18 protein-coding genes are annotated in these 15,235 nt (G+C 47.1%); 15 read left to right on the top strand and 3 right to left on the bottom strand.

The window, feature by feature from the left end:
* The first annotated feature begins 12 nt into the window (after positions 1-12).
* From ACXADP_RS15775 to ACXADP_RS15750, 6 genes are all read left to right on the top strand, one after another.
* Positions 13-1,020 carry a TIGR00341 family protein gene (locus ACXADP_RS15775; RefSeq protein WP_474972320.1) on the top strand — a complete coding sequence of 336 codons (1,008 nt, stop codon included), beginning with the start codon at positions 13-15 and terminating at the stop codon, positions 1,018-1,020.
* A gap of 250 nt (positions 1,021-1,270) precedes the next feature.
* Positions 1,271-2,098, top strand: coding sequence for a S1C family serine protease (locus tag ACXADP_RS15770; protein WP_474967736.1), 828 nt, complete (start codon positions 1,271-1,273; stop codon positions 2,096-2,098).
* A 360-nt stretch (positions 2,099-2,458) separates the two neighbouring features.
* Positions 2,459-3,196, top strand: coding sequence for an RNA polymerase sigma factor SigI (gene sigI, locus ACXADP_RS15765; protein WP_474967737.1), 738 nt, complete (start codon positions 2,459-2,461; stop codon positions 3,194-3,196).
* Positions 3,193-4,179 (top strand): anti-sigma factor domain-containing protein, encoded by a 987-nt coding sequence (locus ACXADP_RS15760; RefSeq protein WP_474967738.1) that lies wholly within the window; start codon positions 3,193-3,195, stop codon positions 4,177-4,179. The genes sigI and ACXADP_RS15760 overlap by 4 nt, the downstream gene beginning before the upstream one ends.
* Before the next feature lie 124 nt (positions 4,180-4,303).
* Positions 4,304-4,693, top strand: a complete 390-nt coding sequence (locus tag ACXADP_RS15755; RefSeq protein WP_474967739.1) for a DUF1499 domain-containing protein — start codon at positions 4,304-4,306, stop codon at positions 4,691-4,693.
* Between the two features lie 3 nt (positions 4,694-4,696).
* Positions 4,697-6,118 (top strand): dihydrolipoyl dehydrogenase family protein, encoded by a 1,422-nt coding sequence (locus ACXADP_RS15750; RefSeq protein WP_474971899.1) that lies wholly within the window; start codon positions 4,697-4,699, stop codon positions 6,116-6,118.
* 168 nt (positions 6,119-6,286) lie between these two features.
* Here ACXADP_RS15750 and ACXADP_RS15745 read toward each other — a convergent pair whose 3' ends face one another.
* Complete coding sequence (locus ACXADP_RS15745; RefSeq protein ID WP_474971898.1) at positions 6,287-6,895, bottom strand: TetR/AcrR family transcriptional regulator; 609 nt, start codon at positions 6,893-6,895, stop codon at positions 6,287-6,289.
* A gap of 188 nt (positions 6,896-7,083) precedes the next feature.
* Between ACXADP_RS15745 and ACXADP_RS15740 the strand changes: the two genes are divergently transcribed.
* Positions 7,084-7,737, top strand: coding sequence for an SDR family NAD(P)-dependent oxidoreductase (locus tag ACXADP_RS15740; RefSeq protein WP_474971897.1), 654 nt, complete (start codon positions 7,084-7,086; stop codon positions 7,735-7,737).
* 31 nt (positions 7,738-7,768) lie between these two features.
* On the opposite strand, the gene ACXADP_RS15735 is transcribed toward ACXADP_RS15740, so the two are convergent.
* Positions 7,769-8,002, bottom strand: a complete 234-nt coding sequence (locus ACXADP_RS15735) for a YhdB family protein (protein ID WP_474967743.1) — start codon at positions 8,000-8,002, stop codon at positions 7,769-7,771.
* Positions 8,003-8,186: 184 nt separating this feature from the next.
* On the opposite strand from ACXADP_RS15735, the gene ACXADP_RS15730 reads away from it, so the two are divergent.
* The 7 genes from ACXADP_RS15730 (at position 8,187) to ACXADP_RS15700 (ending at position 13,643) form a co-directional block, all read left to right on the top strand.
* Complete coding sequence (locus ACXADP_RS15730; protein ID WP_474971896.1) at positions 8,187-8,651, top strand: hypothetical protein; 465 nt, start codon at positions 8,187-8,189, stop codon at positions 8,649-8,651.
* 110 nt (positions 8,652-8,761) lie between these two features.
* Positions 8,762-9,304 (top strand): YhcN/YlaJ family sporulation lipoprotein, encoded by a 543-nt coding sequence (locus tag ACXADP_RS15725; protein WP_474967745.1) that lies wholly within the window; start codon positions 8,762-8,764, stop codon positions 9,302-9,304.
* A gap of 106 nt (positions 9,305-9,410) precedes the next feature.
* Positions 9,411-9,905, top strand: coding sequence for an N-acetyltransferase family protein (locus tag ACXADP_RS15720; RefSeq protein WP_474967746.1), 495 nt, complete (start codon positions 9,411-9,413; stop codon positions 9,903-9,905).
* 87 nt (positions 9,906-9,992) lie between these two features.
* On the top strand, positions 9,993-11,405 hold the full coding sequence (locus ACXADP_RS15715; RefSeq protein ID WP_027956593.1) for a SpoVR family protein: 1,413 nt from the start codon (positions 9,993-9,995) through the stop codon (positions 11,403-11,405).
* 98 nt (positions 11,406-11,503) lie between these two features.
* Positions 11,504-12,052 (top strand): hypothetical protein, encoded by a 549-nt coding sequence (locus tag ACXADP_RS15710; protein ID WP_474967747.1) that lies wholly within the window; start codon positions 11,504-11,506, stop codon positions 12,050-12,052.
* 164 nt (positions 12,053-12,216) lie between these two features.
* Positions 12,217-13,104 carry a D-amino-acid transaminase gene (gene dat / locus ACXADP_RS15705; protein ID WP_474971895.1) on the top strand — a complete coding sequence of 296 codons (888 nt, stop codon included), beginning with the start codon at positions 12,217-12,219 and terminating at the stop codon, positions 13,102-13,104.
* 101 nt (positions 13,105-13,205) lie between these two features.
* Positions 13,206-13,643, top strand: coding sequence for a hypothetical protein (locus ACXADP_RS15700; protein ID WP_474971894.1), 438 nt, complete (start codon positions 13,206-13,208; stop codon positions 13,641-13,643).
* Between the two features lie 26 nt (positions 13,644-13,669).
* Here the strand turns inward: ACXADP_RS15700 and ACXADP_RS15695 are convergent, their stop codons facing one another.
* A complete protein-coding gene (locus ACXADP_RS15695) occupies positions 13,670-14,305 on the bottom strand; it encodes a YczE/YyaS/YitT family protein (protein ID WP_474967750.1) in 636 nt (211 codons plus the stop codon).
* Positions 14,306-14,443: 138 nt separating this feature from the next.
* On the opposite strand from ACXADP_RS15695, the gene ACXADP_RS15690 reads away from it, so the two are divergent.
* Positions 14,444-15,193 (top strand): (S)-benzoin forming benzil reductase, encoded by a 750-nt coding sequence (locus ACXADP_RS15690; protein WP_474971893.1) that lies wholly within the window; start codon positions 14,444-14,446, stop codon positions 15,191-15,193.
* Positions 15,194-15,235 lie beyond the last annotated feature (42 nt).

The following is a 15,235-nucleotide window of genomic DNA, read 5'->3' as shown; positions in this document are numbered from 1 at the left end:
GGTCTGTTGAATGTGCAGCTGATAGAAGTTTATATCCCGGATAAGCACTTTGAATCAATCAATGAAAAGCTTCAACAATACGACCACCGGTCCTATTGGATTTCCAGCGAGTCCGAAGAGCGCATGCTCGTCCGGATGCTCGCCGATACAAGTGATGTCGAGGAAATCCTCAACTATTTAGAGGGAGTCTCAAATGTCGTTGAAGGATTTGAAACGATGCTGATCCCTGTCCAGACATACTTATCCAAGGAAACCATCAACGAGTCGGTGGAGAAAGAAGGAGAGAAGCAGGAAGCAGAAAAAGCGAAACTGCTGAGAGCGAGCCGCCATGAACTAATGAATGCAGCAGAAAAAAACAGCAGGATTTCCTGGAACTATTCTTTATTAATCGTACTTTCAGCGATCGTGGCAACAGTCGGGATCATCAAAGACAGTGAAGCGGTCGTTATCGGCGCCATGGTGATTGCGCCGATGATCGGCCCTGTCATCTCCATTGCCTTCTCGGCCATCCTTGGAGACTATAAGCTGCTCGGCAAGTCTGCTCTGTCTTCCTTATATAGTGTACTCATCGTATTAGCCATTTCGATTCTTTTTGGTTATGTGACGGATGCTGGAATGGAAAACAGTCAGTATCTGGACCGGACAAAGGTGACTTTGATCGACATCCCGCTCGGCGTAGCTTCCGGGGCCGCCGGTGCTCTTGCTTTTCTCAACCGGTTGTCTGGAAACCTTGTCGGGGTTATGGTAGCGGTTGCATTGCTGCCGCCTTCTGTTGCCCTTGGTATGTCCATCGGTGACGGGGCGTTTGTGTCAGCTTACGGCGCCTTCCTGCTTGTCACAGTCAACATCATGTCAATCATACTTGCGGCGGTTATGATCTTTTCCATCAGCGGTATTCGCCCTGTCCGATGGCAGGAGGTCCAGAGAGCCAATGTTTCCCGTCCGCTTTCCATTGTTTTTGTCAGCATTATCATCCTTGTCCTGGCCATCGTCATTCTGGAAGGTCAGAAAATCATATAATTGCCGAGCGGGTTTTGAGTGAGCCCCCCGCAGGTTACCGAGGAAAAACATACGTCCGGAGCGTATGTTTTTTTATGGTTCACAGCATGATAACTGATCTATCAAAAATAATGTCGTATTTCCCGGGAAATGTCCACCGCCTTTCTGCTGGTCGGCTTTTCGTCCCTAACCGTGATACAATGATGAAGCGGAGAACACATGAGTAAGATCATGGGGGTTCTCTAATTCATAAAAGTTGGAGGCAAATCCGATGAGTGATCAAGATGAAAAAAGAGACATCATTGATGAGGATTTGTATGAAGAAATAGATGAAGAAGAGCTGTATGATCTCGTGCAGGAAGAAAAGCGGAAAGCGCTGGAACGGGATCGTGAAGAAAGAGAAAAACGTAAAGAAAAGCGTCCTTTTCCGAGATGGATTTTCTGGCTGATTGCCGGCGTTATGGTTGTCAACGTTACGGCTGCTCTGCCTAATACCTTTTCCATTCCGGCGGTGGATTTCCTGATGACCTCAGCTCAGTTATCTAATGACGAAACCATTCAAACATATAAAGAGGCCGTCGTCGTTGTAGAAGCAGGGCAGAGCAAGGGCACCGGTTTTGCCGTATCTGAAGACGGGACGATTTTGACGAATCATCATGTCATCGAAGGGGAGAAACGGATCGCAGTAGCTTTTCCTGAACAGGGATTATTTAGTGCGGAGGTTCAAGCCGTTTACCCTGAGGTGGACCTCGCCGTCCTGCAGGTGGATGGGGAGGAAGGTTTTCCCCACTTGGACCTTGCCGCCTCCACCCAGTTTCAGAGGGATGAGCATGTCTATTTCATTGGGAATCCCCTTCGTTTCTCCGGGATCGCTAATCAAGGTAATGTGCTCGGTTATACGGACGTTTCCGGTATGGAGCAGGAGGTTCTTATGTTGGATGCTCCCATTTACCGTGGGAATTCCGGTAGTCCAGTCATCAACGAAGAAGGGGATGTCATCGCCGTCGTTTATGCTACAATGAATGACGAGGACGAAGGACGTGTCGGGCTTGCTGTACCGATTGATTATTATTATGAACAGTCAGGAGAAGCTCCATGATTGGAGCTTCTTTTTTTAGTTCGAAAGTCCTTTTCCGGTGCGCAAAACTGGATGATAGTTTTGTCATTTGGTGTAGAATACGGTCCCATTGGCGAAAGGTGGATGGAAAAGGGGACGAATGGCCTGAATTTTGAAATGATTATTTAATAAAATGTAAACCTCATGTGGTAGACCAGTCCCCCTTTCTTTGAGTAAAATGGTCATGCTTACATGCAATACCTATGCCCAAACTCATTCAAACACATACTTCAGGCATATTGGTTGATACAAATCTGTAACATAAATGAAATAATTTATAGATCAACACCCAGAAATAAACGGATTTATACGAAAACATTAGTAGGCTGGAGGTGGTAAAGGTTGATCAAACGTCTTTTTCACAAAAATGACGCCTCCCTGGACGAACAAGTAGCGTCAGCAAAAGAGGGAGATGACGAAGCAAGAAACGAAATGCTCAAGCAGTATCAACCTTTTATCGCCAAAAGTGTTTCTGAAGTGTGTAAAAGATATATAGACCCTGCCAGAGATGATGAATTCAGTATTGGGCTGCTCGCTTTCAATGAAGCGATTCAATCCTATTCTTCGAACAAAGGAAGTTCCTTTCTATCCTTCGCCCGTCTTGTAATCAAACGGAAAGTGATCGACTACATTCGTAATGAGCAGAAGCGTCCACCTGTCACCTCTCTGGATGAGGACTTCCATGAGGAGGAGCAGATGGAGAATCCATTGGAAATTTCCGCAGCCAGAGAGCGGCATCAATTGGAAACGGAAGCCTGGCACCGCAGGGAGGAAATCCTTGAATTCCAGCAGGAGCTGGAGCGGTATAAGCTTTCTTTTGAAGAATTGATTGAAGTCTCTCCCAAGCATCGGGATGCAAGAGAATCAGCGGTTCAAGTGGCCCGGCTCGTTTATGATGATGATGATCTGCGCGCACAGGTACTTGAAAAGGGCCGCCTTCCTATTAAGGATTTAGTCGACCGTGTGGATGTCAGTAAAAAGACATTGGAGAGAAATCGGAAGTTCATCATTGCTCTCGTTCTCATTTTCAAGGGGGATTATATATATCTTAAGGACTATTTGAAAGGAGTGGGCATGTGAAAACAGGCATTGTCATGGAGCGTAAGAAAGAGTATATGATTGTCATGACGAATGAAGGCCGCTTTTATCGAGCTGTTACGATTGCTCAAGCAGAAGTGGGGACAGAAGTGCAGTTTCAATCCATCCCCTCAAGTAAAGCGGCCCGGCAGTGGTCACAGATGCTGCAGTATCGTTATACAAAAGCCGTCGTGGCGGCTGTGCTTTTTCTAATGGTTTTAATTCCCGCATACTCCTGGCATGGCAGCAACCAGGCCTTTGCCTATATGAATATAGACATCAACCCTAGTGTTGAACTTAAGTTGAATGATCGAATGCAGGTGCTCGACATCGAGCCGAATAACGCGGAAGCGGAGGAAATTGTCACCCTTCTTTCAGATTGGAAGAAGGAAGATGCTTCGGATGTAACGATGGATTTGATTCAAGCGAGCCGTGATCACGGTTTTGTGAGTGAGGGGAACCAGGTGCTCATCGGCATCAGCTATCTGGAATCAGATTTTGATCACCAATACTTAGAAGAAATGGAAGGTACGCTGAACGACAACTCTAAACAGATGACTGTCGCGGCCTACCTTATTCCGGACGAATGGCGCAGAAAGGCCAAGGACGACGATCTTTCTGTGAATAAATGGATGGCGGAGCGGCTCACGGATGAGGAGAATCTGAACGAAGACACAGAGAATATCCCGGAAACCATTGATGATACGGACAAAGAAATCATACAATCCTTTTATCAGAAACCGGCATCTCAAGGGGAAAAGGATACCAGTGAAACTTCTGACGATTTTTCTGACTCAGCACCTGTCCATCCAAAAGTAGAACCGCAGAACTCGATGGAGCGGCAGTCTCCTGGGGACGATCTGGAAAAAGAGCCGGAGCTTCTTCCCGGACAAGCAGAATTCGACCTTCGTCATGAAGACCAGTCTTCCCGCAGTCCCGCTACCGGTGTTCACGGGGATGATCCTGTCCCAGAGACCTTTCCATAAAAGGCATGGCTTGTTGATAAGAAAGTATTCCATGTGACTGAAAACACTCCTGATTTATGGGGAGTGTTTTTTTATTGTATTTTGAGTGAATATAGAGGTAGTGTGAGTAAAAGGAGGAATAATGATGAGTAAACCGTATCTGGGTGTAAAAGACGGCCGTCTGGCAGAATGTCCGTCATCCCCCAATTGTGTGTCCACACAGGCCGGCCAGCAGGATAAAAAAATGGACCCCCTTCCATTTTCCAAAGACTTGGAAACCTCTAAGCAGGTCATGAAGGAAGTGCTCCATCAGATGGAGAGAACGACGATTGAAACGGAAACAGAAAATTATATCCACAGCATCGTCCAGTCGAAATGGATGAAATTCAAAGATGATGTGGAATTTTATTTTGATCAGGATGAACAGGTGATCCACTTCCGTTCTGCCTCCCGTACAGGGTATTCGGACATGGGGGTCAACAGGAAGCGGATGAACAGCATCTCAGAACATTACGAAAGCATGAGGAGGAAATAGACGATGGGTTATGACTATCAGATTGCGGTGATCGGGGGCGGGTCAGGAGGCCTTACCGTCGCCGCAGGAGCGGCAAGCTTCGGGGCAGAAACGGCTCTTATTGAAAGAAAACCAAACCTTGGAGGCGACTGCCTTCACTACGGGTGCATGCCGTCCAAAGCCCTCATACAAGCTGCGAAGGAGGTCCACACCAGCTCTCACTATCAATCCTTCTCTAATGAAGACTACGATCAGCTTTTCAGTCGAGCGATGGAGCGTGTGGCTGAAGCGGTGGAGGATGTGCAGAACCATGATTCCAAAGACCGTTTTATCGATATGGGCATCGATTTGTATGAAGCAGAAGCTGTCTTTCAAGATCCGCATACACTCCGCGTAGGCGACAAGACGATCACGGCTAAGCGGATTGTGATTGCGACAGGTTCCTCCCCCTTCATCCCGCCGATCCAAGGAGTGGATGAGGTCGATTACTTAACGAATGAAACCATTTTTTCTCTGCGCCAGCGGCCGGCATCGATGGTGGTCATCGGCGGCGGGATTATCGGTATTGAACTCTCCCAGGCCATGAGCCGTCTTGGTGTAGACGTGACCGTAGTGGAAGGGAACGATACGATCCTCGCTAATGAGGATGAGGAAATTGCAGGGATCGCCCAGCAGACAGCAGCCCGGGAAATGAGCATCTTGACGAATGCAAAAGCGGACCGTATTGAAAAGACGCAGACCGGAGTCAAAGTCGTCTATACAAAAGACGGTGTGGAAAACATACTTGAGGCTGAACAGCTTCTTGTTGCGACAGGAAGAAAGGCGAATACCGGTAGTCTCGGGCTGGAACATGCGGGAGTGGAGACAGAAAAAGGAGCGGTTACCGTCAGCGCTTCCTTAAGAACGTCCCAGAATCACATTTACGCCGTCGGCGATTGTAACGGGTCGATGCCGTTCACACACGTCGCCGGAATGGAAGGCAAAATCGCCGTGTCCAACGCTGTGCTGGGTCTTTCCCGGAAAGCTTCCTATGAGAAGATTCCATGGGCGGTGTACACGGCACCGGAAATTTATCATCTTGGTTTAACAGAAAAGGAAGCAAAAGAAAAATACGGCGGTAACCTGTTGACGTTCAAGACGAAACTGGAAAATAACGACAGGTTTATGGCGGAACGGAACACGACAGGCGTAGTGAAAATCCTGACGACCAACAGAGGACGCATTGTCGGGGCCCATGCGGTCGGCGAAGGGGCAGGTGAATGGATGCAGGAAGTAGGAACCGTACAGGCGCTGAATAAAAAGTTCCAATCGATTTCCAACATCATTCACCCGTATCCCGCGCGCAATAATGTCGTATCCCAGACATCAGACCTTTATTGGAGGGAGAAGTTGTTCGGCAGCCGGGTCAATGATTTGATTCAATGGTATGTGAAAAAATGGCGTTAAAAGAGCGCGGACATGACATCCGGACCCTTGGGAAACAAAGGGCTGCCTGCATGCCTGCGATACAGCATAGCTTTTTCGCGCCATGATCCTCGTACCATTTCTTTTACGGCTTCAGGAGGAAGACGAAAAAAAGCTGTCGGAAAATATTCGACAGCTTTTTTCATCGTTTTATTGATTCAAGCGTTGACTCTGATCACCGGCCAGCCCATAAAAGAACATATGGGTGATTTCCTCTGTAAAGGATGTAATCGATTCATCAAACAAGTGATCCGCCGACTGCAGAGCCTGATAAAAAGCGTTGATAAAGAACAAAATCGATCGGAAAGAGACATCGGGATGTACGTCTCCTTCTTTTTTTCCCTGTTCAATGAGTTCCATTAAGAGCGGGATGGTTTCATTCTGGGTAAACGATTGAACAAACTCCTGAATTCCAGGATGATCTGTGAGAACGGTTTGTAGAAAGCCTGGGTCCAGATGCAGAATATTTTCTTTCTTTTCCAATATGACATGGTTGATTTTATCCTTAAAGCTCCGGTCAGGGTCCCGTACAATAAGACGGAACTGTTCGAACCGCTCGTAGAAGAACTTTTTGATCGTTTCAAAGACGAGTTCATCTTTACCACCGAAATAATTGTAGATGGTCACCTGGGAGACCTGGGCTTTTGCTGCGATTTCCTGAATGCTGACCTTCTGTACTCCATATTCAGCGAATAAGGAGAGGGAAGCATCAAGGATGCTGCGCTTTTTTCTTTCCTTCCGCTTTTCAAATCCATTCATCGGCCACACCTCTTCCCGTACATCATACATCGAATTATGAACTGTTTCAATTCATATATTTCAAATCAGAAAGCCTTTGTGAATCTTCTGTAAAAAAGACGCGGGCATTGGGGATGGTTTGATATGATGAAAATATGGAAAGAACAAGAAATGGGAATCATGAAGGTACTTAAAAGGGGGAATGGATTATGAGAAGAAATACCGCAGCCGTCATAACCGAAGCGGCAGAAGGCATGGGAAAAGAGGCGGCGCTTCAGCTGGCCTTCGAAGGTGCCTCCCTTGCTGTAACCGGTTATTCGGAGGATATTTTTCTATTTAAGGAAGTATTGGAGCAGAAGGGAGCTGGACGTGTTCTTGCGTTTCAGGCGGACGTCACAGAAGAAAATGATATGGAACATGTTGTCCAGGCTGCCAGGAATGCCTTTGGGAGGGTGGATGTCCTTGTTACCCATGCCCGTTTTGAGGACTCCGGTTCGTTGGAAAGCGTCACGGTCGAAGAGTGGCAGCGTACCTATGAGCGGAATGTACAGGGGATTTTCCTTCCTGTAAAGGCGGTGTTTCCAGCTATGAAGAAGCAGGGGGCAGGAAAAATCATTACGGTTTTTCAACACCCTGTCCGGCAGAAGTCTGTCCTTAACTCTTCAGGGTTGGCGGCGGTCGAAGCATTTGTCCATGCTGTTATGGAAGAAGCTGGTCCCTGTCAGGTTCAAACAGGTATGGTGCATGTTCTGGATGATGTGGAATGGACAAAGGAGTGGGCACGTGCGTTCACAACAGTGTTGGATGACACATCACCGATGGCCGTCCAGCGGATCGGGAGCGTAGGTACAGACGTGGAATGAGAAAACCGCAGAAGTGGATTCTGCGGTTTTTTTATAAAGAAAAACTTTCGATTGTTGTCGTTTGAGCATGATCGATATAGCTGAGCAGGGCTTCGTGTGAATGGAGGCGGTCTTTGTGCATGCTCGGGTAGTAACAGGCATGCAGAAAAGTTTCAATTTTTTTGGACAAAAATTCATCATTGGTCCGGACCATAAGGACAAGCAGATCATCCCACTGTCCCCATATCATATAGTGGAGAGCTTTATCATAATCGTACGTATTCATCGCTGACACTTCCTTTTGAAAGAAGTGTTTTTAGTATCTCCACCCGCGGTCATCCCCACACTGAAAGATCGTCACAGTTCTTCCAGACTCGACATAAAAATGCGTTTTTCTTCCGCAGATCCATGGAAATTTTGTTATGATGGAATGGAAAGTTTTTGCTATATCTACGGAGGGAGACGTTCGGATGTCGGAGAAACAGCAGCTTTATGCGCATACGGGACTTCTTGCCGCCTTCAGCCTATTCTTATTCCTGAGCTTTGTCACAGCTGAAGCCGACAGTGTCCAGAGAGTCATGATTACGATTAGTGAAGTGATTGGATGTGCATCCCTCGCAGGAGCCGCCATTTCGCTGTATTACATAAAAAGCAGCCGGCGTTTTATGATTCTGGCCATTCTTGCTTTCCTGGCGCCCTGGCTGGTTTATGGAATCGGATATGAAGTGGGATGGGACGGTGATACTTCCTATGTCTGGGTGTGGTTCATCAGCCTGTACCTAATGCTTGTGGGTGGTTTTATCATCCTCAGGATGAGCTATAAGAAAACGGAGGAAATCTTCAAACTTGTACCAGCGTTTTTAATGTTTGTTAATGCTATTCTTTTCGTATACCTTATCTTTATACATATATGGTGGAGTCTTCCTTTCGTTTGAAAGAAAACCCAGGTCCAAAAAGGATCTGGGTTTTCTTATGGTTGATTTTACAACCGCATATTTGTGTTTTGGACACACATACTAAAAGCAATCGGAAAGGAGGAATACCAATGAAAATCAAGACACTTGCCCTTGGGTTATTAGCAGCGGGTTCTCTTGTCGCCTGTCAGGCGGAGCAGGAAGCCGGCAATGACGGTAACTACAATGGGGTTGAAAATACAAGTTTTGAACGCGAGGCCGACAACATGTATCAGGAAGGCCAGAAAGCGAATCAATATGACAATGACCGAGGCATGGTCCACAACACGAACTACCATGTGGCTAAAGATGCCGCCAACCGCATTATCAAAAATGTGGACGGGGTGGATCGCGCGTATGTATTAAAAACACGTGATAACGCCTACGTCGCCGCTGAATTGGATAATCCAAAAGGAGATAAAAATGAGGTCTCCGATAAAATGGAAAAGCAGATCAAAGAAGCGGTAAAAGGCTCCGATCAGGATATTAACAACGTGTATATTTCCACAAACCCTGATTTCGTCGATTTGACGAACAACTATGTGGATGATGTTGAAAATGGCGAACCTGTGCAAGGGTTTTTCCGTGAATTCGGAGAAATGGTCGACCGCATATTCCCCGATGAACGTTCCTAATGGGTATACCAGCTTCCTTTTTGGGGGAGCTGGTTTTTTATGTATAAAGGCTGTCTGCCGGTGTTTTCTGTTAAGCTGTAGAAAAACCTATTCTGGAGGGAAGCCTGTGATTCAAACTGCGGAAAGAGATGATGCCGGACGTTACAAAAGGTTGATGGCAGAACTTGAGGAAGAGACAGACTTCCTGCTTTATGGCAGGGATGAACGCACGTGGACACTCGATCGTGTGGAAGGAATGATTCAACATTGCAGAGAACATCAAGGATCGCTGCTCCTTCTTTCTGAAGACGAGTGGGGGCTGAATGGGCATGTCACGGTATTTGGAGGGGCAGCTCCGAGAAACCGCCACTCGGCAGAGATCATTACAGGGGTGAAGAAAAGGGTGCAGGGAAACGGAGTGGCCGATGAGCTGTTCGGATATGTGGATGCATGGGCGCGGGACCATGGAATTTTGCGTCTTGAGCTGACTGTGATGGTTCGGAACACAAGGGCTGTCCGGTTTTATGAAAAGCATGGATACATAATAGAAGGAAGAAAGCAGAGGACACTGATGGTGGACGGGCAGCTTCTGGATGAATACATGATGGCTAAAATTCTATAGCGGGTGGATATAACATGCCCGTAACCTTCATGTTCGCTCTTTCCTGTTCATATAGTAAGGTAAGCGAAACTGAAGGAGGGGGCATCTTTGAAACCAGATGACCAGAAAAAGCTCGAATACGCGATCCGCGAAATTACGGAAATCGCCAAAGGATTCGGGCTCGACTTTTACCCGATGCGTTATGAAGTCTGTCCTGATGATATTATTTATACATTTGGTGCCTATGGTATGCCGACGCGGTTTTCCCATTGGAGCTTCGGAAAGCAGTACTACAAAATGAAACTGCAGTATGACCTCGGGCTCAGCAAAATTTATGAACTCGTCATCAACTCCAACCCCTGCTATGCGTTTTTACTGAATTCCAACAGCCTGATTCAAAATAAGCTGATTGTCGCCCACGTTCTTGCCCACTGTGATTTCTTTAAAAACAATGCCCGTTTTCAAAATACGAAAAGGGACATGGTTGAAAGCATGGCTGCCACAGCGGAACGGATTGCTGCCTATGATAAACTCTACGGCAAGGAAGAAGTGGAGTCCTTCCTGGACGCAGTCCTGGCGATCCAGGAACATATCGATCCCTCTCTCGTAAGACCGAAGCTGGCATGGTCGGTGGATGATGAGGAAAGCAGTGGAGAAAAAGCGCTGCTTACGGAATATGATGACTTATGGAATATTGATGAATCCTCATCGGAAGATCAGCCCCGTTTTAAAAAGAAAAAGAAGTTTCCGCCTCGTCCGGAGAAGGACTTGCTCTTATTTATTGAACAGTACAGCCGGGAGCTTGAAGACTGGCAGCGGGATATCCTGACAATGATGCGGGAGGAAATGCTGTATTTCTGGCCCCAGCTCGAAACGAAGATCATGAATGAAGGATGGGCCTCGTACTGGCATGCGAGAATCTTACGTGAAATGGATCTGACCAGCGACGAGTCGATCGAGTTTGCGAAATTGAACGCAAGTGTTGTCCAGCCTTCAAAAACCCAGCTCAACCCCTATTACTTAGGTTTGAAGATCTTTGAAGATATCGAGGAGCGCTATGACAATCCTTCAGAAGAGATGAAAAAGCACGGCGTCGTTCCAGGGACGGGACGCGAGAAGATGTACGAAGTCAGGGAGATCGAATCCGATCAAAGCTTTATCCGCAACTATTTAACGAAAGAGCTTGTCCGCCGTGAAGATTTGTACCTGTTCCAGAAACAGGGGCAGAAATATAAGATTACGGATAAAGATCATGAAGCGGTCCGAGATCAGCTTGTCACAATGAGAGTCAACGGGGGCTTTCCCTATTTAACCGTGCAGGACGGAGACTACGTGAAAAGCGGAGAGCTCTACTTGAAGCACCATTATGAAGACGTGGAGCTGGACGTCAGTTACCTGGAGAAGACGCTTCCTTACGTGTATCAATTGTGGGGACGCCCGGTGCATATGGAGACGAAAGTGGAAGGGCGCGATGTCATCTTCAGCTACAGTGGTAAAAAAGTTCAGAAAAAATATGTGTAAGTGTAAAACTGCTCTTGAAAAAGGGCAGTTTTCTTCATGAAAAGGGCGCTGCATCTGCTATAATAAGGAGATAATAAAACGTTTGCAGAAGGGGTGGCATGATGCGTAACGTCCGTCTGGCAATCATAGGTTTTCTGGCTGTCCTTACGCTTGCGGTCGTGTTTTTCTTTGACAACCGGGAATTGAATGGTCTTACGAAAGACCGCCTGTATCCGATGATCGACGAGCCCACGCAGCATCCTCAGGCGTTAACGAGCAAAGTCAGTGATCTGGGAAACGGCATCCTTGTTACGAAACTTTACAGCCGTAATGATTCGACAGGGCTGTATTTCGGGATGTGGTACAGAGACGGAGGCGCCCTGATTGACCAGAACGACGAGGAATGGCTTCTGGAAGATGGAGAAATTGAATTCCTCGTTAAAGCTGTAGATTCCAATGGGACGACGTATAACGCAGAAACCGAGGGCATTGTGCAGGGCACCTTCTCCACATTCCGTTATGTGCAGTTTGATGACTTTCATTATGATGAATCGCTGGAAGACCTCCATGTAGCCTTTTATCCAATGAAAAAGGAAGAAGGGGAGCGGACTCCGCATCACCTTCCCGTGGTGGAAGCGGTTATTGAAATAGAACCAAACATCCAGTAATGGCGGCGCATACCCTGATGTTAGAAGGTCCAAATCCTTCTGTAACAAGGGTGTGGGCCGATATTTTTCGTGATACAGAAAGATTTAAAGAAGATAGAACAAATGGTCCGCGTTTTCTGTTAAACTAGTTCTTAATCTGTTATGGAATGCTGAGGAGGTAAAGAATGACGATTTATAACCATATTTTGACACAGGATGATTTTGTCGGACAGGATGAGCTGAGCTATCCGTTTGAAGAACGCGGGCTGCAGTTCGGGGATGGTATTTATGAAGTCATCCGTATTTACGGCGGCCGTTATTACTTAATTCATGAGCATGTGGAGCGGTTATATCGTTCCGCAGCAGCTATAAAGATCCAGGTTCCTTATACGAAAGAGGACCTGTATGCCAAACTTGACGAGCTGCTGGAGAAAAACCACGTCACTGGTGATGCCAAGGTTTACCTGCAGATCACAAGAGGTTCTGCGCCAAGGGATCATGCCTTTCCGGATGAGATTGAGGCGAACCTTTACGCTTATGTGAAAGATCTCCCAAGACCTGAGGAGAAGTTGAAAAATGGCGTAACCACCATTACACATGATGATGTACGCTGGGACTGGTGCTACATCAAGAGTCTGAACCTGCTTGGAAATGTTCTGGCTAAACAGGCAGCTAAAGAGAAGGACAGTTATGAAGCCATTCTTCATAAAGATGGGGAAGTGACCGAATGCAGCTCCTCCAATGCCTACCTGGTCAAGGACGGAAAGGTCTATACCCATCCTGCTAAAAAGAACATTCTTCACGGCTGTGTAAGAATGCGTGTAGAAGCTTTTTGTCAGCAGAAGAACATCGAGTTCATTGAAGAACCATTTTCATTAGAAGATCTGCAGGACGCGGATGAAGTCTTCTTATCGAGCAGTACTTCTGAAGTTATGCCGATTTTAAAAGTGGATGAGCTGATCATCGCCGATGGAAAACCGGGGCCGGTTACACGGACACTCCAAAAGTGCTATGAACAGGATGCAGGACTTCCGGAAGAGGCCTGCCTATTCTCCACAGCAGCAGCGGAATAAATAAAAACAGCCGGCAGCCGGAAACGCTGCCGGCTTTCTTTGTGTGCTGTGGTTTCACGTATGCTATAATGCAGATGAAATCAAGGAAAGGGGCGGAAATCGTGCCGAATGTAAAGCTGGATTTAACGCAGGACCAATATGAAAAGCTTGTAGAAGCGGTGTTTCTTGGAACATGGATGGTCAACTCGACAAAAATGGAGCTGGATGAACAGTTTGAGGACGTCCGGGAAGCCGTTCTGTCAAAATATAAAGAAGGCGGTCTGGAAGACAAGGTTACGCACCATGAACAGCTGGGAGTCCATGATCTTGATGTGGACTATGAATCCAGACTGATGGATACCCATGTCGAGGAATATGATGAGTTCAGCTTCTGGGACAAGCTGGTGGAAAAGCTTTCAGAGAGAGAACTGACGAACATCTATGGTCCGCTTGGAGATAAACTCACAGATGAGCAGATGGAGAAACGGATGGAAATCGAAGAAGAAATCGGACGGAAACTTGAAGAAACAGGTGTTACTCACTTAACTTTTGAAAAATAACCGCCCAAAAAAGCGTGATGAGAGCATCACGCTTTTTGAGCGGCTTGTTTCTCGGAATCTGACCAGAGCCTGGCAATGGGGCGGGCCCACTGGAAGGTCCATTGAATGAGCGGGCCGAGCAGAATCGCCACAATCAACGTGCCAAAGCCTACTGGTGCCCCCAGTAAAAAGCCGATCAACGCCATGCCGGATTCGGAAAAGATCCGGATGGAGCTTTTGGACTGATTGGTTTTCTCGTTCATGATCATCATGAAATGATCGAGTGGGATACGCGGGAACGGGGTCCGGAGGTATACCGATATCCCGACAGCTGTGGCGAGGAGGCCGAGGCTGAATATGCCCCACTGGCCCCACCATACCTGTACATCCAGTTTTTCCAATGATCCGTATAAAAACAGATCAAGGGTACGGCCCCGCAGGATGATCGGAATTAACGATTCATACTGCGGCCGTTTCCGTTCAAGACGCGCATTGACGAGAAGAAGGATGATGAAGGCGGCAATCATCACGCTGCCGACAGTGACAGGTAAATGCATCGACAAACCAACGGCAATGCTGTCCCCCGGTCCTACACCGAGGCCGGATTTTATAATCAGGGCAAGGCCGAGGCTCGACACGACCAGGCCCGCAACGTAAATAATGAAGAGAAAGAAATACTTCATGATCGGCTCCTTTGCACGAACACATTTGCTTTGTTCATCATATCGCTTGAAAAGTTCGATGTAAAGAGAGCCGGCTGTGGAAGAGGGAGAGGATGATCGGTTCCCTCTATCCTATACAAAGAAGAAGGAGGATACGACATGAAATATGCAGTCATTACCGGAACGTCCCGAGGACTCGGGGAAGCGGTGGCAGAAAAATTCATAAAACAGGGGGTCCACGTCTTAGGGATTTCCCGTTCAGGAAATGCAAAACTGGAGGCACAGAATGAGGAGAAAGCTGGAAGTTTTGAGCACATTAAGGCAGACTTGAACGATCTTGCCGATTTGAAGAATGTTGCAGATGTGGTAAAGGAAAAAGTTTTTCATGAACAGACGGAATACGTGTACGTCGTCAATAATGCCGGTGTCGTAGAACCGATTGAAACAGCAGGAAATCTTGATGCTGAAGCAGTGCAGAAGCACATGCAGATTAATGTGACAGCTCCGATCCTGCTTATGAATGAACTGCTTCCGGCAGCGTCCGAAGCCGGTGTCAAGCTTGGCATCGTGATGATTACGTCCGGAGCTGCTGAAAAGAGTATTCACGGCTGGAGTGTGTACAGCAGTTCCAAGGCTGCATTGAACCGTTTTACAGAGACGCTTGCTCTTGAGCAGGAGGGCAGCGGCCATACGATTCTAGCCTTTAGTCCAGGGGTCATGGATACGGATATGCAGCAGGAAATCCGTTCTTCCAGTGAATCCGCGTTTGCGGATGTGGATAAATTCAAAAAGATGAAGGAAGAAAATGTCCTGCGTTCTCCGGAGGAAGTGGCTGAGGTACTCATGAATCTACTGGGTCAGGAAATCACAAACGGACAAGTGTACCGCTTATACGACCTCGTTAACTAACAAAAAAACCACCCTTGTACGGGTGGTTTTTTTGTTAGTTAA

Source organism: Halobacillus sp. AWH4_228 (genome assembly GCF_056158365.1).
Note: the sequence above shows the minus strand (reverse complement) of the source record. Positions and strands in the feature narration are given on the sequence as shown.